Source organism: Sphingomonas caseinilytica (genome assembly GCF_023516455.1).
GTDB classification, from domain to species: Bacteria; Pseudomonadota; Alphaproteobacteria; order Sphingomonadales; family Sphingomonadaceae; genus Sphingomicrobium; species Sphingomicrobium caseinilyticum.
Genome location: NZ_JAMGBA010000001.1, coordinates 94,326 through 112,475, shown reverse-complemented (window position 1 = coordinate 112,475; position 18,150 = coordinate 94,326). Strand labels below are relative to the sequence as shown.

Below are 18,150 nucleotides of genomic sequence, written 5' to 3'. Positions count from 1 at the left end.
GCCGAAATCAGGCGCTTCGGCGGCTATCTTGCCGCTGTGTCCGCGGAAGTTCGTTGGCCCGAACCGGACGGCCAAAGTGGAAGCCTTGAAGCTGATCGCATCCAAGTAGCCGCATCACCTCCGCCTGGGCCTCGGTTTCGACGCCTTCGGCGGTCGTTTCGACACCCAGTCCACGGGCCAAGGCCAGGATGGCATGGACGATCGCGACACAATCCTTCGCCCCTTCAGCCGCGCCTCGAACGAAGCTTTGGTCGATCTTGATCTTGGCGAACTGCGCACGGCTTAGATAGCCGAAGCTGCTGTATCCCTTGCCGAAATCGTCGAGAACCAGGCGAACACCCAATCCGCGGAGCCGCTCGAGCGAAGCCAGGGTTGCCGCATCATCGCCCAGGAACACATTCTCGGTCACTTCGAGTTCAAGGCGGCTAGGCTCAAGCCGCGTTGCCGCAAGCGCGCCCAACACCGTCCGGGCAAGCCCGGCTCCCGACAGCTGCGCCGCGGAGATATTGACCGCGACCCTCATGTCGCTGCCCCAGGTCGCGGCTTCGGCGCAGGCTTCCCTGATCACCCAGTCGCCGATCTGGTGGATAAGGCCGGCATCCTCGATGATCGGGATGAACTGGTCCGGCGGAATCTCCCCACGCTTCGGATGCCGCCAGCGAAGCAATGCTTCGCGCGCCACCACCTCGCCGCTGTCGGCATCAATGATGGGCTGATAGGCCAGCCCGAGGCCGTCGCCGCCGAGCGCCTGTCGGACATCTTGCTCCAACAGGCGGTTATCTTCCGCCTCGTCGAACATGTACCGCTCGAAGAAGGCATGCCCGCCGCGCCCTGCTTCCTTGGCTCGATAGAGAGCAAGGTCCGCATTGCGCATGAGCTGTTCTTCGAAGGTGCCGTCCGTGGGGCACACCGCGATCCCGATGGTCGCCCCGACATGAAGCGTTGCAGCGCCGACGTTGAAGCTCTTCGACAGGTCGGCAACGATCTGGTCGGCGACCGCAGCAAGTTGCAGCCGATCGCTTCCACCCCCCCAAACTACCGCGAACTCGTCACCGCCGATGCGGCCTACGCGGCCGCCCTCTCCGACGGAGCCCTGAAGCCGCCGTCCGACTTCGACCAGCAATTGATCGCCGATGGCATGACCCAGGGTATCGTTGACCAGCTTGAACCGATCGAGATCGACCAGGAGCAGCGCGCAGCCATTCTGATTGTCCCATTGCCGCATCACCGCTTCTTCAAGCAGCTCACGAACCAGCAGCCGGTTGGCGAGGCCCGTCAGCGGGTCTGTTCGGGCGGCCCGCACGGAATCGTTGCCGTAAAGCCTGGCCTCGGTGATGTCGGAGGCAACACCGCGCCACCCCACAAGCTCGGACTTTTCATCAAGGATTGGCTTGCCGGATATCGACCACCAGCGTTGATGATCGGGCGAGGGGATTGCCCGGTCACGGAATGGCGTTCCGCTTTCAAGGTCACTGAACAGATCCCGCATGCCGGATGAGAAGGCGACAACCTGGCCTGCTGGGTCCAACAGCCAGCTGTAATGGCGGCCTACGATCTGCTCCTCACGAAGCCCATTGGGCGCCAGCAGTTCCGGGGACATTTTAACGAAGCTGAGATCTCCATCGAGTTCCCAGAGACCACCGGACCCGGACGCTTCGAATTCACGGAGCAGCTTGATGATCTCGCCCTGCTCGCGCAGCTCTATCCGATCGCGGCTATGGGCGATGAACTGGCGCGCGGTGCTGACCACATTGACGATCAACACACCGGAATAAACAATGACCAGTCCGAACATCGGCGGACTTCCAAGCCTCAAGGTCAAGGAAACGCAGCCGATCGTCAGGATTCCGACGTAAAGAATGGCGGCCTGCGGAAGCGAGACGAGCGTGATGCTGCCGGCGCTCACCAGCGCGGCCATGACGACGCACATGAATATCTTTTGGCTCGGCCCGGCTGTTTCGAACCAGAACAGCGGCGGCACCAGCCACATCGAGGCCAGCATCGCGATTAGCAGGCAGATAGTGCCGGTCTTGGCCGGATATTGCTCAGCATATTCCGGATCGTGACGGAGCCGGACCGCACGTGCGCCGCGCATCAGGCACAGCAACAAGGCAGCGCCAAACCACAGCCCGATCTGGAAATTGTCGGTCGTGTCCCGAAGGCCGACCACCATCACCGCGGCAGTCAGGACCTGGATCGCAACCGTTGCCGGGACGAGACGGACCAGGGCATCGATCTGCGCCTGGCGCACGGCCTTCCCGATGCGGTCGCGCGGCGTCTTTAGCGAGAGCAGGTCGGAACACCGCAACCGGCGTGAACCGGGACGGCTATTTTGCTCCAGACTGGTTTCCTGTTCCCCCACGCGAAGCCGTTCCGCCAACCTCCCAATGATCCGGCAACGCTACGCTTAGCCAGTAGAGTGCGAAGAAACCATGAATCTTCGGAGGCGGAAGCTCAATAGTTGAGGCGCCGGTTGACCAAATCGTCGTAGTCGCGCTGCAGCTGGCGCGACAGGTCGCCGATTTCGAAGTTCCACGGGCCGGCGGAGCGGATGAACGTAACTTCGGCCGCGGACCCGGTGATGAACATCTGTTCGAAGCTCTCCAGCTCGTCCGGCCAAATGGCCCGCTCTTCGACTTCGATCCCACGTCGGCGAGCGAGATCCATCACCGTCTGCCGCGTAATGCCGTTGAGGAAGCAGTCCGGTGTCGGAGTGAATAGCTTGCCTTCCTTGATGAAGAAGGCGTTTGCTCCGGTTGCTTCCGCAACCTGCCCGCGCCAGTCGAACATCAGCGCATCGTCGTAGCCGCGCTCGTCGGCATGCTTCTTGGAGAGGCTGGCGATCATGTAGAGGCCGGCCGCCTTGCTGTGCACCGGCGCGGTATAGGGCGCCGGGCGACGCCACGGGGCAATGTCCAGCCGAAGGCCGCGGTCCGCAATCTCCGGCGGGAAATATTTGCCCCAGTTCCACGCGGCGATCGCCATATGCGGCTTAGTGTTCTTGGGGCTGACACCCATATTTTCCGAACCGCGCCAGGCGACTGGCCGAACATAGGCGTCGGTCAGGTCGTTCGCCTTCACCACCTCGTCACAGGCCGCATTGATTTCTTCGACCGACCAGGGGAGCTCGAAGCCCAGCAGCTCGGCCGATTTCCGCAGCCTCGCGCTATGCTCGCTGAGCTTGAAGATGACCCCGCCATAGGCCCGCTGCCCTTCGAACACAGACGAGGCATAGTGCATCGCATGGGTCAGGATGTGGACGTTCGCCTCGCGCCAGGGAACAAGCTTCCCATCGATCCATATCCACCCATCCCGGTCGTCGTAGCTGCGCGTGTCGGCCATTTTCACCCTCTCGATTATTGGCGACGCGCCTAAGCGAGCAGGTGCCTACCGTCAATTGCGTCGGGCGGCTTCGTCGGCCAGTTCCCTGGAGCGTTGGACGGCAGCCTGGATCGTGCGATCGACCAGCTGCTGTAGGCCCTCTTCTGCGTCGAGGACCGCGAGCCCCTGTTCCGTCGTTCCCTTGGGGCTTGCGACCCGCTTTGCGATTTCGCTCATCGAGGCGCCAGTGTCGGCGACATAGGCAGCCGTTCCGACCAATGTCTGGACCGCCACCTGTTCGGCCGTGCCGGGCTGCATGCCCAGCGCCTCCCCGCTCTTCGCCAGTGCCGCGGCAAAGCGCGCGACATAGGCAATTCCGGCCGACGCGATCGCGCCGATCACGCCCAACTCCTCTTCCTTTTCGCACCAGGAGATCGCGCCGAGCGACGCCATGAGCTGGTCAATGTCGGCTAGCTGCTCCCGACCTCCATCCGGGGAGTAAATCGCTGTCATCCCCTGCCCCTGCGCCACGGGCAAGTTGGGCATGACACGAACAACCGACCGTGCCTCGGGGAACCGCTCCCTCAGCGTTTCAGCAGACACCCCCGCCAACATCGATACTACGATGCATTGGGCACCGACATGCGGCGCCAGCTCTGGGGCGACCTCGTCCAGCTTCTGCGGCTTGAAGCCAAGCATGACGAATTGAGGCTGTTCCTCCGGATAGTCGGTGACGGTGGTTACCCCGTCGACCGGCTTTCCGCTTGGACGGATCACCGTAACGCCGGAAAAATCGATGCCCGCCAGCCGCCAGCCTGCAACCATTGCCCCGGCCATATTGCCGCATCCGACCAGCCAGGCCGGCGCCGGGAAAGCCGGCGTCATGACGTCAGGCTTCTCCGGCCGTGTCGATCAACGCAGCCGAGATCGCCTCGGTCGGGGACTTTCCGCCCCACAGCACGAACTGGAACACGGGATAGAAGCGCTCGCACTCTTCAAGCGCTGCTTCGCTGATCGCTTCGGCATGCTCGAAACTCATCGTTTCACCTTCGCCGACCAGAGCGGCGTGGCGGAACACGATCAGGCCGGATCCCGACCACAGCTCGAAATGGCCGAGCCAGAGCTGCTCGTTGATGAGGCCCAGGGATTCATAGATTGCCGAACGCTTTTCGGCGGCGACCTTTATGTCGGGGAACGCCAGGAACTGCAGCACCTGGTCTTCATGCCGCCACACGCCGCGAAGCTCATATTGCGCCCAGCTACCGGTTGCCGACGCGATGATCTCGCCATCGCCCGCACGCTCGCAGGCCCACCCGCGAGCCTCGAAATATTGCTCCAGCATCTCGATCGGAGCGCCGTCGTCGCGCTCGTCGGTTTCGGAAACGTCGGTCAGGGGTTGGCTCCCTTCCGCGGCTTGGGCGCGGCCTTGGGCTTGGCGGCAGCGGGACTCGCCGTCGCTTCGAGCGCTTCGATCCGTGCCTTCAGCGCCTCATTCTCCTCGCGCGCGGCGATCGCCATCGCCTTCACCGCTTCGAACTCGTCGCGGGCGACGAAATCCATTCCGCCGACCCATTCGCGCATCTTCTCGCGCATCGACGATTCGGCTTCGCGGCCCACTCCAGCCATGGTGCCGGCTACGCCGTTCATCATCTTGACCAAATCGTCGAACATCCGGTTCTGCGATTGCATTAGTTCACGCTCCAATCAGGCCAAGCGGCGCAGCATCGGCGCCGGGGTTTAGCCTACCCGTCTCATAGTTGAGCACCACGGCAAGGCACAACCACAGAAGATAGGGAAGCAACAGCCAGCCCGCCATCGACCGAATGTTCTTGAACGTCTTTGCAGTGGCCAGAGCCAACACAAGAATGACGATCAAAAGCACAAGCGCGGTTTCGATGAAATGCCCGCCGAAGAATACCGGCGACCAGGCATAGTTGAGGACAAGCTGCGCGAAAAACAGCCGCAGCGCGTTCGCCCTCTCGCGTGACGGCGGCTCGTTCCATACCACGGCCACGGCCAGGCCCATCAGCGCGTAGAGCGCCGCCCAGATCGGCCCGAACAGCCAGGACGGCGGCTGGATCCCGGGCCTTATGAGCTTGGCGTACCAGTCGTTCTCAACGCCGCTGTTGGACAGCCAGCCGGCGGCGATTCCGCAAAGCACGATCGCCGGTATCGCAATGGCCGCCTTGCCCCAGATCCCTCGATCGTCACGCTCAACGCTTGCCATCAATCCTCCTTTATCGCCCCAAGCAGGAATTCGACATTGCCTTCGGGTCCGGTGATCGGGCTCTGCTCGATCCCCAGAACTCGCCAGCCCTTTGAGCGGACCCATTCGGCCGCTTCATCGCAAACTCTCTGGTGGACCGCCGGGTCCCGAATGACCCCGCCCTTGCCGACTTCCTCGCGGCCCGCCTCGAATTGCGGCTTCACGAGCGCGACGAGCCTGGCGCCGGGCTTCGCAAGGCCGAGCGCGGCATCCAGCACCTTCGCCAGGCTAATGAAACTCGCGTCGCAGACCACGATATCGACCGCTTCCGGAATGATTTGGCCAGTGAGGTCGCGAGCATTGGTCTGCTCGTGCACGATCACTCTCGGATCGCTGCGCAGCTTCCAGGCCAGCTGGTTGGTTCCGACATCTACGGCATAGACCTTTGCCGCGCCGTGGCTCAGGAGCACGTCGGTAAAGCCGCCCGTCGAACTTCCGACGTCGAGCCCCACTGCACCGGTCACGTCAAATTCGAAATGCTTGAGCCCATGCTCCAGCTTGATCCCCCCGCGCGAGACCCAGGGATGGTCGCGGCCCTTGACCGTCAGCTCCACATCGTCGGCCAGCATGTCGCCTGCCTTCGCAACGCGCCGATCGCCCACAAACACATTGCCGGAAAGGATGAGCGCCTGGGCCCGGGTCCGGCTTTCCGCCAGGCCAAGTTGCACCAGCAACTGGTCGGCGCGGATCTTACTGCCCATTCTGCTCTTCCTGCCGCTCGGCCACGCCGGCCTGAACCTCATGCGCCGCTTCGGCTTCGGTCGACGGAGACGCTTCCGGCAACACCTTTCGCTCAGACCCATTCTCGGTCAGGCAAAGCTGGAAGAAAATCGGCAAATGGTCGGACCCAATATCCGGGAGCAGGTCGAGCTTCATTACCTTGAAGTGCGGCGAGACGAACAGATGGTCGAGCGGCCAGCGCAGCAGCGGATAATTGGCGTTGAAGGTGGGGTAGAAGCCGCGCCCGACGCGCGGATCGAGCATGCCTCCCGCCCTTCTGAAGAGGTCCGACGTTCGCGACCAGGCGACGTCGTTGAGATCGCCGATGACGATCGCCGCCCGGCCCACATCGCGAACGCGCTTCCCGACGGTTACAAGCTCTGCATCGCGCTCGCCGCTATCGTCGCCGGGCAATGGCGGCTCGGGATGGACCGCGTGAAGGTCAACCTGCTCGCCGCCGGCCAATCGAAGCCTGACGTGAGCGGACGGCACGGCTGGCTGGAGCAGATGCTGGATGCGCCCGTCCATCGGCAATCTGGATAACAGGATCATCCCATAAGTATTTGGAAGTGGCTCCGAAAGTCGGAAGGGATATTCGGCGAGGAGCGGCTTTATCGCCGCTTCCCATTCGAATCCGGGTTCCAGTAGCAGGAGGACGTCCGGCTTCCTCTGCTCGACCAGATCGATGAGCCGGCCATAGTCCTTGTTGGTCATCAGCACATTGGCGTTCAACAGCGAAATCTGCCTGCCCGCCGGGCAATTTTCGATGCTCGCAACCTGCCTTGGATATGGCCGGAAATAGGCGACGAAATGGCTGACCTGCCACGCGAGTGCGGCCGCAGTGCCCGCCAACAAGGGCCAGCGCCACCGGCCCACGGAAACGAACCCCAGGCCCACGCAGACAATGACCAGTAACGCCGCAACCTGGAGCCGGGGGAAGTCCCACATCCGCACCCACCAGTGATCGGTCCACCAGATTGGGAGGAAGGAAACGACGATCAGCGCGACTACGAAGGCGACGAGCGCCGCCCTGCCCCATTGGCGCACTCGGCTCACGCGACGCTCTGCACTGTCCAGCCCGCCATCAGGTCGAGGTGCCGGCCAAGTTCCGCGACGGTCGGATCGGGCCCGATCGAGGAAAATGCTGGAATGGGATCGGAGCCTCGCATTGACCGCCAGAAATGGATGATCAGCCCTTCGATTTCCGGCCGGTCGATCATGATCTGGCTTTCCAGCCGGTCGTCGGGAAGTGGTCTCAGCGGCGCATGATAGTGCGGCGCCAGTTCACGCCACAGGAAGTGGATTGTCGTCCTTGAGACGAATGCGCGTGCCATGGCCCGCTCGAACCGCTCGGCATCCACCCGGCCCCGCCGGCGAGCCAGCCAGTGGTGACGGCGGCGTGACATCGGCATGGTCAGGAAGAACAGGCCGAGCAGGCCCAGGATCCCGAAAACGAACCACCAATCGAGGGTCAGGCGATCGCTCCCGTATCGGCGGCGACGTCGTTGCGGCGAAGTGCTTTCAGCACGGTCTCGACGATGTGCGGCGCATTGAGCCCTGCTTCGTCATACTGCTTTTGCGGCGCTTCCTGGTCCTGGAAAATGTCAGGAAGGCGCATGGTCCGAAGCTTCAGGCCGGAATCGATGAGCCCCTCGTCGCTGGCCATGGTGAGCACATGGGCGCCCAGGCCGCCGATCGCTGCCTCCTCGATGGTCACCGCCACTTCGTGGGTGGTCAGCAGCTTGCGGATCAGATCCTCGTCGAGCGGCTTGGCGAAGCGCAGATCGGCGACCGTCGTGGACAGGCCCTTGGCCTCGAGCAGGTCCGCGGCCTTCTCCGCTTCCTCCAGGCGCGTTCCAAGCGACAGGATGGCAACGGTCTTGCCCTCGCGGACGATGCGGCCCTTGCCGATCTGGAGAGCCTGCGGATTCTCGGGAAGCGCGATCCCACGGCCATTTCCGCGCGGATAGCGGACCGCGATCGGCCCACTATCGTGCACGGCCATGGTGTGGACCATGTGAACCAGCTCAGCCTCGTCGGCGGCGGCCATCACGACAAGATTTGGCAGCGTGCAGAGATAGGCGAGATCGAAGCTGCCGGCGTGAGTACATCCATCGGCGCCCACCAGCCCGGCGCGGTCCATCGCGAATCGCACCGGCAGGTTCTGGATCGCCACATCGTGGACGACCTGGTCGTAAGCGCGCTGAAGAAAGGTCGAATAAATGGCGCAGAATGGGCGGTGGCCCTGTGCCGCAAGCCCAGCGGCAAAGGTCACCGCGTGCTGCTCGGCAATGCCGACGTCGAACGTCCGGTCGGGGTACGCCGCTTCGACTTTGTCGAGGCCAGTGCCGGACGGCATTGCTGCGGTGATGGCGACGACCTTCTCGTCGCGCGCCATCTCATTCTTTAGCGCCTCCGCGAACACCGCCGTATAGGCCGGCGGGCCGCCGCCGGGGCCCTTGTCCTGCTTGCCCGAGACGATGTCGAACTTGACCACGCCATGATATTTGTCGGCCGCACTCTCGGCCGGTCCGTAACCCTTGCCCTTCTTGGTCACCACATGGACAAGGATCGGACCTTCCTCGGCATCGCGCACATTCTCGAGGATTTCGACCAGGGCCTCGACATTGTGACCGTCGACCGGGCCGACATAATAAAAGCCCAGCTCCTCGAACAGCGTGCCGCCGGTGACCCAGCCGCGCGTGAACTCCTCCATCTTGCGGGCCGCGCGATGCAGCGGATCAGGCATGGCACGCGCAAGCTTCTGCGCGACGCGGCGAGGACCCAGATATTTGCTGGAGGAAACGAGCCTGGCGAGGCTGTTGCGAAGCGACCCGACTGGCGGCGCGATCGACATGTCATTGTCGTTCAAAATGACGATCAGCCGGTTGCCCGCCTCATGGGCATTGTTCATCGCCTCATAAGCCATGCCCGCGCTCATCGCGCCGTCGCCGATAACGGCAATCGCCCGGCCCGGTTTGTCATTGAGCTTGTTGGCAATCGCGAAGCCAAGCGCGGCCGAAATGCTGGTCGAGCTATGGGCCGCACCAAACGGGTCGAACTCGCTTTCCGTCCGCTTGGTGAAGCCGCTGAGCCCCCCGCCTTGCCGCATCGACCGGATGCGGTCGCGGCGGCCGGTGATGATCTTGTGCGGATAGCATTGGTGGCCGACGTCCCAGATCAATATGTCGTTGGGCGTATCGAACACATAATGGATCGCGACGGTCAGCTCGACGACGCCGAGACCCGATCCCAAATGTCCGCCGGACTGGGATACGGCCGAGATCATCTCGGCTCGAAGCTCGTCGGATAGCTGCGGCAGCTCTTCCTTCTCCAAGGTACGGAGATCGGCTGGGAAATTGACCTTATCGAGCAATGGCGTGTCGGGACGATCAGACATGGCGGTGCACTTATCTCTTCACTTCGGCCATGTCACCAATGACCATGTGATTTCAGCAATTGCTCACGAAATGCTCAGAGGCCTTGCCCGGTTGCACCGAGAACCGCATCGAGCAGCCCGGGGAAACGCGCGTCGACTTCATCGCGGCGAAGGCGATTGATTACCGACACTCCTTTCTTCCGGCTCTCGATCAGGCCAGCACCACGTAGCAGCGTGAAGTGGTTTGACATGGTGGCGCGTGGAAGTTCCTCGGTCACCGCAGCATTGCAGGCAAGACCTGCACCTCCGTCGGCCAAATTCCTATTCAGGCACCGAACGATCGCCAGACGCGAGGGATCGGACAAGGCGTGGAGCATGCTCTCCAGCGGGACGTCCTTCAGGTCGGGGTGAATGAAACGGGCCATGGCGCTAATGTAAGGAGGAATTCGAAAATTCCAATATTCCGTTGTTCGGATATCTTGAACTATTGGAAAGCCCTCCCATTTGGGTTGGACATCAACAGGAGTTTTCCATGTCTAAGCCACTTTCGAACCAGACTGCCCTTGTCACCGGCGCATCGCGCGGGATCGGCCGGGCAATCGCCCGCCGCCTTGCCGACGACGGGGCCCATGTCTTCGTCCACTACAACCGGTCCTCGGGCGAAGCCGATCAATTGGTCACAGAAATCAAGCAAGCCGGAGGCTCCGCCGAAGCGATTGGCGCCAACCTCGAAAAGGTGGAATCGGTCGATCAGCTGATCGCCGACGCCAAGTCGAAGCTTGTCGGCCGAAAGCTCGATATCCTCGTCAACAATGCCGGAATCCTCGAAAGTCACAGCCTGGGTGAGCCGGATGTAGCGGCGCTCGATCGGTTACTCGCCGTCAACGTGCGCGCACCCTATCAGCTGACTTCCGGACTGGCTGGCTCCCTTTCCGACGATGCGCGCATCATCTTTACCAGCTCCATCGTCGCAAAGACTGTCGTAGGAGGAGCCGTCTACGCTCTCACCAAAGGCGCGATCGACACCTTGACCCGCTATCTGGCCGTCAATCTTGGCGAACGAGGCATTCGAGTGAACGCCATCGCGCCAGGGGCGATCGAAACGGACATGGCTGCCGGTTTCATCGGCACGGACGAAGGCAAGAGCCAGGTGACGTCGATGCAGGCACTGAAGCGCATCGGCCAGGCTGAGGATATTGCGCGTGTCGCCGGCTTCCTCGCCGGACCGGACAGCGGCTGGGTTACCGGCCAGGTGATCGACGCTTCGGGCGGTTCCAAGCTCTAACCTGTTTAGCAGGCAATTGAGGCGTCGCGGTTCATCCGCGGCGCCTCATTTCTTAGCTGCAGTCTTCGCAGCGGCCCCTTACCTCGATCACGGGTCGAACCTCGGCAAAACCGGCATGTTCAGCCGCAGCGCGAACGCCTTCGGACAGCTTGTCGTCGTCGATGTGCGTGGCCTGGCCACAGGTATCGCAAATCAGGAAGATGCAGTCGTGGAGGCAGCCGGGATGCTGGTTGGCGATGTAAGCGTTGGCGCTCTCTACCCGGCGCGCAAGGTTGGTCCCGACGAACAGGTCGAGGATCCGATAGACGCTGTTGGCCGCGACCCGCTTGCCGCGCGCCTTCGACACAGCTTCGGCAACGTCATAGGCGCTCGCCGGCCGGTCGAAGCTCGCCAGCGCATCGAACACCGAGGCACGCATGTCGGTCCATTGCTCCCCACGCTCGACGATCCTGCGAGCGGCTGCGTCGCGCAATGATGCGCCTTGGTGAAGCTGGTGGGCGTGTCCGGACATAGTGGAAAGATAAGCTTTGCGAGGGGCGCTCGCAACCCAAAGGGCTATTCAGCGGCGATGAAATTCAGACGGTGTCCGAGCGCGAGGATCGCGACGCCAACCACCGTGTAGAGCGCCTCGCTGCCGTCATGCGGCATGGTCATCGCACCGGCCATGACGCCGAGGCCTAGACCACCGACCGCGCTAGGCATGGAATAGCCATGCTCCATGATACCGCGGCCAAGCGAAATTGCGCCCATGATCATCGCCAGGCCAAGCCCGATTTCGTGGACGATCGGTGCACCGAGTACGCCGCCAGCGGCCGACACCAAGGCAAGCATAACCGTCGTCGCAAGGCAGTGCACGACGCACAGCCCCGACAGGCCGATGGCCATCCGGTCGAGCCGATGGGTGGGAATCGCGACGGGCGACATGGCGAAGGATATAACGTCGCTTGACTAACGTGACAATATCACATGGCTCAATTTTCTGACATGTTGGCAAGGCGCCGCGATCCGGCCATATCGCGGCCCTGCATGGAATCGACATTGGAAACTCCGCGGACGCTAGCCGATCCGACGCGCCGCCCGCTCGCCATTGCCAACTGGCTGCTCGCCGTAGCCGGTATGGTATTCCTGATGGTCGTCGTTGGCGGCATCACTCGCCTGACGGAAAGCGGCCTTTCCATCACGGAGTGGAAGCCGATCACCGGAGCAATCCCGCCGCTGACCCACGACCAGTGGCAGCACGCCTTCGACCTCTACAAGGCGACGCCCGAGTACCGCGAGATCAACGGCCCGGCGGGCATGGGCCTGGCCCAGTTCAAGTTCATCTTCTTCTGGGAGTGGGTCCACCGCCTGATCGGTCGCCTGATCGGCCTGGTATTCGCCCTGCCTTTGCTCTGGTTTGCTTGGAAGCGGGCGATTCCGCAGGGCTACGGCTGGAAGCTCGTTGCCCTGCTCATCCTGGGCGGCTCGCAGGGGGCGTTGGGCTGGTTCATGGTCCAGTCCGGCCTCGTCGAGCGGACCGATGTCAGCCACTTCCGCCTTTCCGCGCACCTGCTGCTGGCGCTGTTCATCATGGCTGCCCTGATCTGGACCGCGCTGGACCTGCGCCAATTGGCCAAGACCGGCGAGAACCGCCCTTCCCGCCTGACCCGCGCCGGAATGTTCACTGCGGTGATCCTGTTCATCCAGCTGCTGCTCGGCGCCTGGGTCGCCGGCCTCAACGCGGGCTATGTCGCGAGCGACTGGCCGATGATGCAGGGCCATCTCTATCCGGAGGGCGTCGACTGGAGCCAGGGTGTACTCCACGCCTTCACCTACGACCCTTATTTGCTCCATTTCCTGCATCGCTGGTGGGCCTGGGTCGTCGTGGCCGCGCTGGTCATTTTCGCGCGCCGGGTGAAGCCAGTTGACCGTCGCGCCTCGAAAGCGATCCACAATGCTTTCGGCACCCAGATCCTGCTCGGCATCGCAACCGTCATGACCGGCATGAACATTGTGCTCGCCGTGCTGCATCAGGCGGTCGGGGCGCTGGTGGTCGCGGCATACACCTGGGGTGCCAATGTCGACGGGAGGGAAAAGTCGTGAGCGTCGTCACCGTCTACGCTACCTTCACCTATGCCGGACAGGCACAGACGATCGGTCAAACGGTCGTCGAGGAGCGACTGGCAGCTTGCGTCAACATCCTGCAGCCGTGCCGCTCCATCTACCGCTGGCAAGGCGAGGTGCAGTCCGCGACCGAGACCCCCGCCCTGTTCAAGACCACTCTTGATAAGGCTGACGCGCTGATCGCGCGGATCAAGGAGCTGCACAGCTACGACATCCCTGCGATCGTCGTCTGGCCCATCGAACGGCTGTCGGCGGACTTCGCCGACTGGGTGGAAGACAACGTCCGGTAATATTTTACCCGTCGAGAAGAGCCCGCTTTTGCTTGACTTTTTGCCCCACCATCGCGATTAGCGCGCTCACAAGCGCTGCCCTGGGGTGGCGTTTTCCTGTTTCAAGAAGAGGTCGCAGCCCATGAAGGCGCTGATGAAGACCACCAAGTCGGTAAAGCCGGCCGAGGTGGAAAAGAAGTGGCATCTGATCGATGCCGAGAATCTGGTGGTTGGCCGCGTCGCGACGATCATCGCCAACATCCTGCGCGGCAAGCATAAGCCGAGCTTCACCCCGCACGTCGATTGCGGCGACCATGTCGTCGTCATCAACGCGGACAAGGTGCGCTTCACCGGCCGCAAGCTGCAGCAGAAGCTTTACTACAAGCACACCGGCTATGCCGGCGGCCTGAAGGAAGTCCGCGCCGACAAGGTCCTCGAGGGCCGTTTCCCCGAGCGCGTCCTTGAAAAGGCCGTGGAGCGCATGATCCCGCGTGGCCCGCTCGGCCGCGACCAGATGCGCGCCCTGCACCTCTACAACGGCACCGAGCACCCGCACGGCGGCCAGAACCCCGAACTTCTCGACGTCGCGTCGATGAACCGCAAGAACAAGGTGGGCGCATAACATGGCTGGCAAGAAGTCCCTTTCCGACCTCGGCGCGCTGACCGGTCAGGAGCCCGAGGCTCCGGCAGTCGCCGAAACTCCGGCAGCGGAAACCGAAACCGTCGAAGCTCCCGCGGCTGAGGCCGCCGAAGCTGAAGCTCCGGCTGCTCCGGTCGTCACCCAGGCCGAGACGCCGCTTCGCGAGCAGCAGCTCGACAAATATGGCCGCGCTTATGCGACCGGCCGCCGCAAGGACGCCGTTGCGCGCGTCTGGCTGAAGCCGGGCACCGGCAAGATCGAGGTCAATGGCCGCGATCAGTCGATCTATTTCGCTCGTCCGACCTTGCGCCTGGTGATCAACCAGCCGTTCGACGTCACCGATCGCGTCGGCCAGTACGACGTTGTCGCGACCGTCAAGGGCGGCGGTCTTTCGGGCCAGGCCGGTGCGGTCAAGCACGGCATCGCCCAGGCGCTGTCGCGCTACGAGCCGACGCTCCGTACCGCGGTGAAGCGCGAAGGCTTCCTGACCCGCGACAGCCGCGTGGTCGAGCGTAAGAAGTACGGCCGGGCCAAGGCTCGCCGCAGCTTCCAGTTCAGCAAGCGTTAGTCGTCATCGCGAGGCGCGCAGCGCCGTGGCGATCCAAATGGATTGATTCGCTTTGCTCGCAATGACGAAATGGATCGGGCGGCAGGGACAATCCCAGCCGCCCTTTTCTTTTGCATAACGTCAGCTACCACCGCGCAATGCCGATTGCTTTCACCCGCGCCGTCAGCCCGCGCATTGTCGAATGCGCGCTGACCCATCTCGATCGCCAGAAGATCGATCCCGATCTCGCTGCTTCTCAACATGCGGCCTATGAAAAAGCGCTCAAGAAGGCCGGGTACGATATCATACGATTGCCGGAACTCGCCGACGACCCGGATGCGGTTTTCGTCGAGGACACGGCGCTGATCCTCGGCGACAACGCCATCATTACAAAGCCGGGCACAGCATCGCGCGCCAATGAAATCTACTCGACCGCCGTTGGCCTGACGCCGCATTTCAAGGTCCATTACCTGCCGACCGGCACATTGGACGGCGGCGACGTCCTGCGGATCGAGAACACCCTTTATGTCGGGCAATCCAGCCGGACGGACGCCGCTGGAACGCAGGCCCTGGAATCGATCGTCAACCCGCTCGGCTATTGGGTCGTCCCGGTCGAGATGGAACGCTGCCTCCACCTCAAGACGGCGGCGACCTTCGCCGGACTGGACGATGAGGGCGTCCCCACCGTGGTCATCAACGACGACTGGGTAGATCCCGGCTATTTCAGCGGCGTCGAGTTTCTCTACGTCCCCGACGAGGAGCCGTTCGCGGCCAATGTCGTGCGCGCGGGCGAGCGGATCATCATGGCAGCGGGCAATCCCCGCACAACAGCGCTGCTGCGCCACTGCAATTTCAAGGTCGATGTGATCGACTTGTCGGAGCTTCAGAAGGCCGAAGCCGGCGGCACCTGCATGAGCCTGCTCAGCGACTGATCCGGGCGCGGACTTCGTCCTCACCAAGCGGCAATTCGATCCGTTTCAGCCGGGCAGAATGTCCGCTGACGATGGCCAGGCTGGACTTGGGCAGGTCGAGCGCCTTCGCAAGCAGCTTGATGACTTCGTCATTGGCTGCGCCATCGGTCGGCGCGGCAGCAACGCGCACTTCCAGGTATGGCCGACCGCCTGGATCGATCTTCCAGTCTCCGATCCCCGGCTTGGCAGAGCGTGGAGTCACTCGAATTCCGATGATGTTACGGTTGCGTTCCGAATTCATCGCGTCCTTTCCCGCCTCCTGTGCTATGCGGACCCCGCTGTATGCGCCGTCAAACACCTCTCGGTTGGAGAGACGATGTGACCGACGAGATCAACAGGCAAAGGCTCGACGGTAAAGTCGCCATTGTGACCGGTGCAACCGGCGGCATTGGAGAGGCAACGGCCAAACTCTTCCTGCAGCTCGGCGCCAAAGTGATGCTGGTGGATATCGAAGGCGAAAAACTCACAGCGACACTCGAACGACTGACACCCCTTGGCGAAGTCGGCGGAAGCATCGCGGAGGCCGCCGACGAGCAGAGCATTGCGGCGGCGGCTGCAACAACAATCGAGCAGTTCGGCGGCCTGGACATCATGGTCGCCAACGCCGGCACCGTGGGCACGGCGAAGCCGGTTGAATTGCTGAGTGTCGCCGAATTTGAAGCGACGATCCGGACAAACGTCATCGGCATCTGGCTGTCGATGAAGCATTGCGTCGAACCGATGAAAGCACGAGGCGCCGGTTCGATCATTGCCTTGTCGTCAGTTGCGGGATGCATCGGATTTCCCGCAATCTCGGCCTATGCGGCCAGCAAGCATGCCGTCTACGGCCTCGTTAAGACCGCCGCGCTGGAACTTGGTCCATATGGTATCCGGGTAAACGCCGTCGGACCCGGGCCGATCGACAACCAGATGATGGCATCCCTGGAACATCAGCTGTCGCCTGACGATCCGGCAGCCGTACGAAGCCAGCTGGAGGCAAGCATTGCGATGGGCCGCTACGGCACCAACGAGGAGGTTGCGCAATTGATCGCCTTCCTGGCGAGCGACGCGTCCTCCTATTGCAACGGTTCGATTTACATGGCCGACGGCGGCTTCATCGCGGCCTGATTAGTCCGCCATCGCTACCTGCGGCTCGCCGGGCGCCGGGGGCTTTGCCGGGCGTAGCAGCAAGACCAGCGGAATGGCGGCGAAGGTCAGCCACATCATGATCCAGAAGTCGTCGATATAGGCGATGAACGCCGCCTGCCGGGTAATCTCGGCATTGGCGATCGCCAGCGCGCTCTGGACCGGCAATCCGAACTGGGTGGCGAGGCCTTGACTGATGCCGGGTAGCACCTGCTCCGTCACATGGCCGGCCATGTCGGCGTGGGCTGATTGCATGTTGCGGGCCAGCAGGCTGGTCACAAGGCTGATCCCGATGGAACCGCCGATGTTGCGCGACAGGTTGAGGAGGCTAGCGGCGTGCGTCCGCATTGCCGGCGCCAATGTTGCGAAGGCCAGGCTTTGCATCGTCACGAACACCAGGCCGAGCCCGAGCCCCTGGACCAGGCCGGACCAGACGACAGGACCGGAGCCCATTTCGATGGCGAAACCCGTCATCATGTGAAGCGACCAACCCATTAGGCCCAGTCCGGCCGCGACAAGGATGCGCAAGTCGACCCTGTCGACCAGCCGTCCAGCGACCAACATAGAAATCAGCGTGCCAACGCCTCGTGGCGCCGTCATCATGCCTGATTGCAGAACGGAGTAGCCATAAAGCTGCTGGAGCAATGGCGGCAGCAGCGCCAGCCCCGCAAGCAACAGCACGCCGGTCACCATCATGAACATGAGGCCGATCGCGAAGTTACGGTCAGCGAAGAGCGATCGATCGAACAGCGGCTTCTTCGCTGTCACCGTATGCACGACGAACATCCATCCGGCGGCGGCGAACACGCCGGCCTCGATCCAGATTTCCATGCTCTGGAACCAGTCTTCGTGCTGGCCACGGTCGAGCATCAACTGCAGAGCGCCGAGCGCCAGGCCGAGCAGGGCAAAACCCATGAGATCGAAACGATGAGATGATTTCGGGCTCTTCGGCATGAAACGAAGCAGCATCAACGCCGCCAGCGTCCCGATCGGGATGTTCACCAGGAACACCCAGCGCCAGTTGAAACTGTCGGTCAGCCAGCCGCCGAGAACCGGCCCCAGGATCGGCCCGATCATGATGCCGCCGCCGAACAGAGCCATTGCCCGGGCGTGGCGCTCGCGCGGGTTGATGTCGAATAGGGTGGCCTGGGAAAGCGGCACGAGAAATGCGCCGGTTACCCCCTGCAACACGCGAAACGCCACCATCTCGGGAAGCGATTGGGCGATGGCGCAGAGGAATGACGCCGCCGTGAAACCCACGACAGACCAGAAGAGCAGTCGTTTCCGCCCTACCTTGTCCGCGAGCCAGCCGGAGATTGGGAGAGCGATTGCCGACGCGACGATGTAGCTGGTCAGGACCCAGTTGATGCTTTCCTGTGTCGCCCCAAGGCTTGCCTGCATATGCGGCAGCGCGACGTTGGCGATGGTCGTATCCAGCACCTGGATCAGCACTGCCAGCATCACCGCAATGGTGACGAGCAGGCGCTTTCCGGGATCGAGCGAATGCTCGATGGTCATAATGCG

At 62.7% G+C, this 18,150-nt stretch carries 22 protein-coding genes; 7 read left to right on the top strand and 15 right to left on the bottom strand.

All coding sequences use genetic code 11. From position 1 onward, the window contains the following. Positions 1-7: 7 nt before the first annotated feature. From LZ496_RS14025 to LZ496_RS00550, 11 genes are all read right to left on the bottom strand, one after another. Complete coding sequence (locus tag LZ496_RS14025; RefSeq protein ID WP_249902668.1) at positions 8-2,362, bottom strand: putative bifunctional diguanylate cyclase/phosphodiesterase; 2,355 nt, start codon at positions 2,360-2,362, stop codon at positions 8-10. Positions 2,363-2,454: 92 nt separating this feature from the next. Then, on the bottom strand, positions 2,455-3,342 hold the full coding sequence (locus tag LZ496_RS00595) for a branched-chain amino acid aminotransferase (protein WP_249902667.1): 888 nt from the start codon (positions 3,340-3,342) through the stop codon (positions 2,455-2,457). Between the two features lie 51 nt (positions 3,343-3,393). Beyond that, a complete protein-coding gene (locus LZ496_RS00590; protein WP_249902666.1) occupies positions 3,394-4,206 on the bottom strand; it encodes a pyrroline-5-carboxylate reductase family protein in 813 nt (270 codons plus the stop codon). A 4-nt stretch (positions 4,207-4,210) separates the two neighbouring features. Further along, positions 4,211-4,663, bottom strand: coding sequence for a type III secretion system chaperone family protein (locus LZ496_RS00585; protein ID WP_249902665.1), 453 nt, complete (start codon positions 4,661-4,663; stop codon positions 4,211-4,213). Between the two features lie 47 nt (positions 4,664-4,710). Further along, positions 4,711-5,010, bottom strand: coding sequence for an accessory factor UbiK family protein (locus tag LZ496_RS00580; protein ID WP_249902664.1), 300 nt, complete (start codon positions 5,008-5,010; stop codon positions 4,711-4,713). Positions 5,011-5,014: 4 nt separating this feature from the next. Continuing rightward, a complete protein-coding gene (locus LZ496_RS00575; protein ID WP_249902663.1) occupies positions 5,015-5,548 on the bottom strand; it encodes a TspO/MBR family protein in 534 nt (177 codons plus the stop codon). After that, positions 5,548-6,288, bottom strand: coding sequence for a TlyA family RNA methyltransferase (locus LZ496_RS00570; RefSeq protein WP_249902662.1), 741 nt, complete (start codon positions 6,286-6,288; stop codon positions 5,548-5,550). Before LZ496_RS00570 ends, LZ496_RS00575 begins: the two co-directional genes overlap by 1 nt. Continuing rightward, a complete protein-coding gene (locus LZ496_RS00565) occupies positions 6,278-7,363 on the bottom strand; it encodes an endonuclease/exonuclease/phosphatase family protein (RefSeq protein WP_249902661.1) in 1,086 nt (361 codons plus the stop codon). Before LZ496_RS00565 ends, LZ496_RS00570 begins: the two co-directional genes overlap by 11 nt. Then, positions 7,360-7,713, bottom strand: a complete 354-nt coding sequence (locus LZ496_RS00560; RefSeq protein ID WP_249902660.1) for a hypothetical protein — start codon at positions 7,711-7,713, stop codon at positions 7,360-7,362. Before LZ496_RS00560 ends, LZ496_RS00565 begins: the two co-directional genes overlap by 4 nt. A 65-nt stretch (positions 7,714-7,778) precedes the next feature. Next, on the bottom strand, positions 7,779-9,707 hold the full coding sequence (gene dxs / locus LZ496_RS00555) for a 1-deoxy-D-xylulose-5-phosphate synthase (RefSeq protein ID WP_249902659.1): 1,929 nt from the start codon (positions 9,705-9,707) through the stop codon (positions 7,779-7,781). 74 nt (positions 9,708-9,781) lie between these two features. Further along, positions 9,782-10,111, bottom strand: coding sequence for an ArsR/SmtB family transcription factor (locus tag LZ496_RS00550; RefSeq protein WP_249902658.1), 330 nt, complete (start codon positions 10,109-10,111; stop codon positions 9,782-9,784). Between the two features lie 107 nt (positions 10,112-10,218). Between LZ496_RS00550 and LZ496_RS00545 the strand changes: the two genes are divergently transcribed. Beyond that, complete coding sequence (locus LZ496_RS00545; protein ID WP_249902657.1) at positions 10,219-10,971, top strand: SDR family NAD(P)-dependent oxidoreductase; 753 nt, start codon at positions 10,219-10,221, stop codon at positions 10,969-10,971. Between the two features lie 52 nt (positions 10,972-11,023). Here the strand turns inward: LZ496_RS00545 and LZ496_RS00540 are convergent, their stop codons facing one another. Then, positions 11,024-11,482, bottom strand: a complete 459-nt coding sequence (locus tag LZ496_RS00540) for a Fur family transcriptional regulator (RefSeq protein WP_249902656.1) — start codon at positions 11,480-11,482, stop codon at positions 11,024-11,026. 44 nt (positions 11,483-11,526) lie between these two features. Continuing rightward, entirely contained in the window at positions 11,527-11,895 is a 369-nt protein-coding gene (locus LZ496_RS00535; protein WP_249902655.1) for a MerC domain-containing protein, read from the bottom strand. Between the two features lie 102 nt (positions 11,896-11,997). On the opposite strand from LZ496_RS00535, the gene LZ496_RS00530 reads away from it, so the two are divergent. The 5 genes from LZ496_RS00530 to LZ496_RS00510 all read left to right on the top strand — a co-directional run bounded on the left by LZ496_RS00530 (position 11,998) and on the right by LZ496_RS00510 (position 15,462). Beyond that, positions 11,998-13,053: a COX15/CtaA family protein gene (locus LZ496_RS00530; protein WP_249902654.1), complete on the top strand. Its 1,056-nt coding sequence runs from the start codon at positions 11,998-12,000 to the stop codon at positions 13,051-13,053. After that, positions 13,050-13,364 carry a divalent-cation tolerance protein CutA gene (cutA, locus tag LZ496_RS00525; protein WP_249902653.1) on the top strand — a complete coding sequence of 105 codons (315 nt, stop codon included), beginning with the start codon at positions 13,050-13,052 and terminating at the stop codon, positions 13,362-13,364. Before LZ496_RS00530 ends, cutA begins: the two co-directional genes overlap by 4 nt. A gap of 121 nt (positions 13,365-13,485) precedes the next feature. After that, positions 13,486-13,965 carry a 50S ribosomal protein L13 gene (gene rplM / locus LZ496_RS00520; RefSeq protein ID WP_249902652.1) on the top strand — a complete coding sequence of 160 codons (480 nt, stop codon included), beginning with the start codon at positions 13,486-13,488 and terminating at the stop codon, positions 13,963-13,965. 1 nt (position 13,966) lies between these two features. Then, positions 13,967-14,551, top strand: coding sequence for a 30S ribosomal protein S9 (gene rpsI, locus LZ496_RS00515; protein ID WP_249902651.1), 585 nt, complete (start codon positions 13,967-13,969; stop codon positions 14,549-14,551). Between the two features lie 137 nt (positions 14,552-14,688). Next, positions 14,689-15,462, top strand: a complete 774-nt coding sequence (locus LZ496_RS00510) for a dimethylarginine dimethylaminohydrolase family protein (RefSeq protein WP_249902650.1) — start codon at positions 14,689-14,691, stop codon at positions 15,460-15,462. Here LZ496_RS00510 and LZ496_RS00505 read toward each other — a convergent pair. After that, positions 15,452-15,799 (bottom strand): DUF167 domain-containing protein, encoded by a 348-nt coding sequence (locus LZ496_RS00505; protein WP_249902649.1) that lies wholly within the window; start codon positions 15,797-15,799, stop codon positions 15,452-15,454. The two genes, LZ496_RS00510 and LZ496_RS00505, sit on opposite strands and share 11 nt — an antisense overlap. A 20-nt stretch (positions 15,800-15,819) precedes the next feature. Here LZ496_RS00505 and LZ496_RS00500 point away from each other — a divergent pair, with 20 nt between their 5' ends. Next, positions 15,820-16,608, top strand: a complete 789-nt coding sequence (locus LZ496_RS00500; protein WP_249902648.1) for an SDR family NAD(P)-dependent oxidoreductase — start codon at positions 15,820-15,822, stop codon at positions 16,606-16,608. Here the strand turns inward: LZ496_RS00500 and LZ496_RS00495 are convergent, their stop codons facing one another. Continuing rightward, complete coding sequence (locus LZ496_RS00495) at positions 16,609-18,144, bottom strand: DHA2 family efflux MFS transporter permease subunit (RefSeq protein ID WP_249902647.1); 1,536 nt, start codon at positions 18,142-18,144, stop codon at positions 16,609-16,611. Positions 18,145-18,150 lie beyond the last annotated feature (6 nt).

Bases quoted from the DNA above. Each gene is read 5' to 3' on its own strand.
- LZ496_RS00595 (WP_249902667.1), bottom strand. From the start codon at position 3,342: ATGGCCGACACGCGCAGCTACGACGACCGGGATGGGTGGATATGGATC.
- LZ496_RS00590 (WP_249902666.1), bottom strand. From the start codon at position 4,206: ATGACGCCGGCTTTCCCGGCGCCGGCCTGGCTGGTCGGATGCGGCAAT.
- LZ496_RS00585 (WP_249902665.1), bottom strand. From the start codon at position 4,663: ATGCTGGAGCAATATTTCGAGGCTCGCGGGTGGGCCTGCGAGCGTGCG.
- LZ496_RS00580 (WP_249902664.1), bottom strand. From the start codon at position 5,010: ATGCAATCGCAGAACCGGATGTTCGACGATTTGGTCAAGATGATGAAC.
- LZ496_RS00575 (WP_249902663.1), bottom strand. From the start codon at position 5,548: ATGGCAAGCGTTGAGCGTGACGATCGAGGGATCTGGGGCAAGGCGGCC.
- LZ496_RS00570 (WP_249902662.1), bottom strand. From the start codon at position 6,288: ATGGGCAGTAAGATCCGCGCCGACCAGTTGCTGGTGCAACTTGGCCTG.
- LZ496_RS00560 (WP_249902660.1), bottom strand. From the start codon at position 7,713: ATGTCACGCCGCCGTCACCACTGGCTGGCTCGCCGGCGGGGCCGGGTG.
- dxs (WP_249902659.1), bottom strand. From the start codon at position 9,707: ATGTCTGATCGTCCCGACACGCCATTGCTCGATAAGGTCAATTTCCCA.
- LZ496_RS00550 (WP_249902658.1), bottom strand. From the start codon at position 10,111: ATGGCCCGTTTCATTCACCCCGACCTGAAGGACGTCCCGCTGGAGAGC.
- LZ496_RS00545 (WP_249902657.1), top strand. From the start codon at position 10,219: ATGTCTAAGCCACTTTCGAACCAGACTGCCCTTGTCACCGGCGCATCG.
- LZ496_RS00540 (WP_249902656.1), bottom strand. From the start codon at position 11,482: ATGTCCGGACACGCCCACCAGCTTCACCAAGGCGCATCATTGCGCGAC.
- LZ496_RS00535 (WP_249902655.1), bottom strand. From the start codon at position 11,895: ATGTCGCCCGTCGCGATTCCCACCCATCGGCTCGACCGGATGGCCATC.
- LZ496_RS00530 (WP_249902654.1), top strand. From the start codon at position 11,998: ATGGAATCGACATTGGAAACTCCGCGGACGCTAGCCGATCCGACGCGC.
- rplM (WP_249902652.1), top strand. From the start codon at position 13,486: ATGAAGGCGCTGATGAAGACCACCAAGTCGGTAAAGCCGGCCGAGGTG.
- rpsI (WP_249902651.1), top strand. From the start codon at position 13,967: ATGGCTGGCAAGAAGTCCCTTTCCGACCTCGGCGCGCTGACCGGTCAG.
- LZ496_RS00510 (WP_249902650.1), top strand. From the start codon at position 14,689: ATGCCGATTGCTTTCACCCGCGCCGTCAGCCCGCGCATTGTCGAATGC.
- LZ496_RS00495 (WP_249902647.1), bottom strand. From the start codon at position 18,144: ATGACCATCGAGCATTCGCTCGATCCCGGAAAGCGCCTGCTCGTCACC.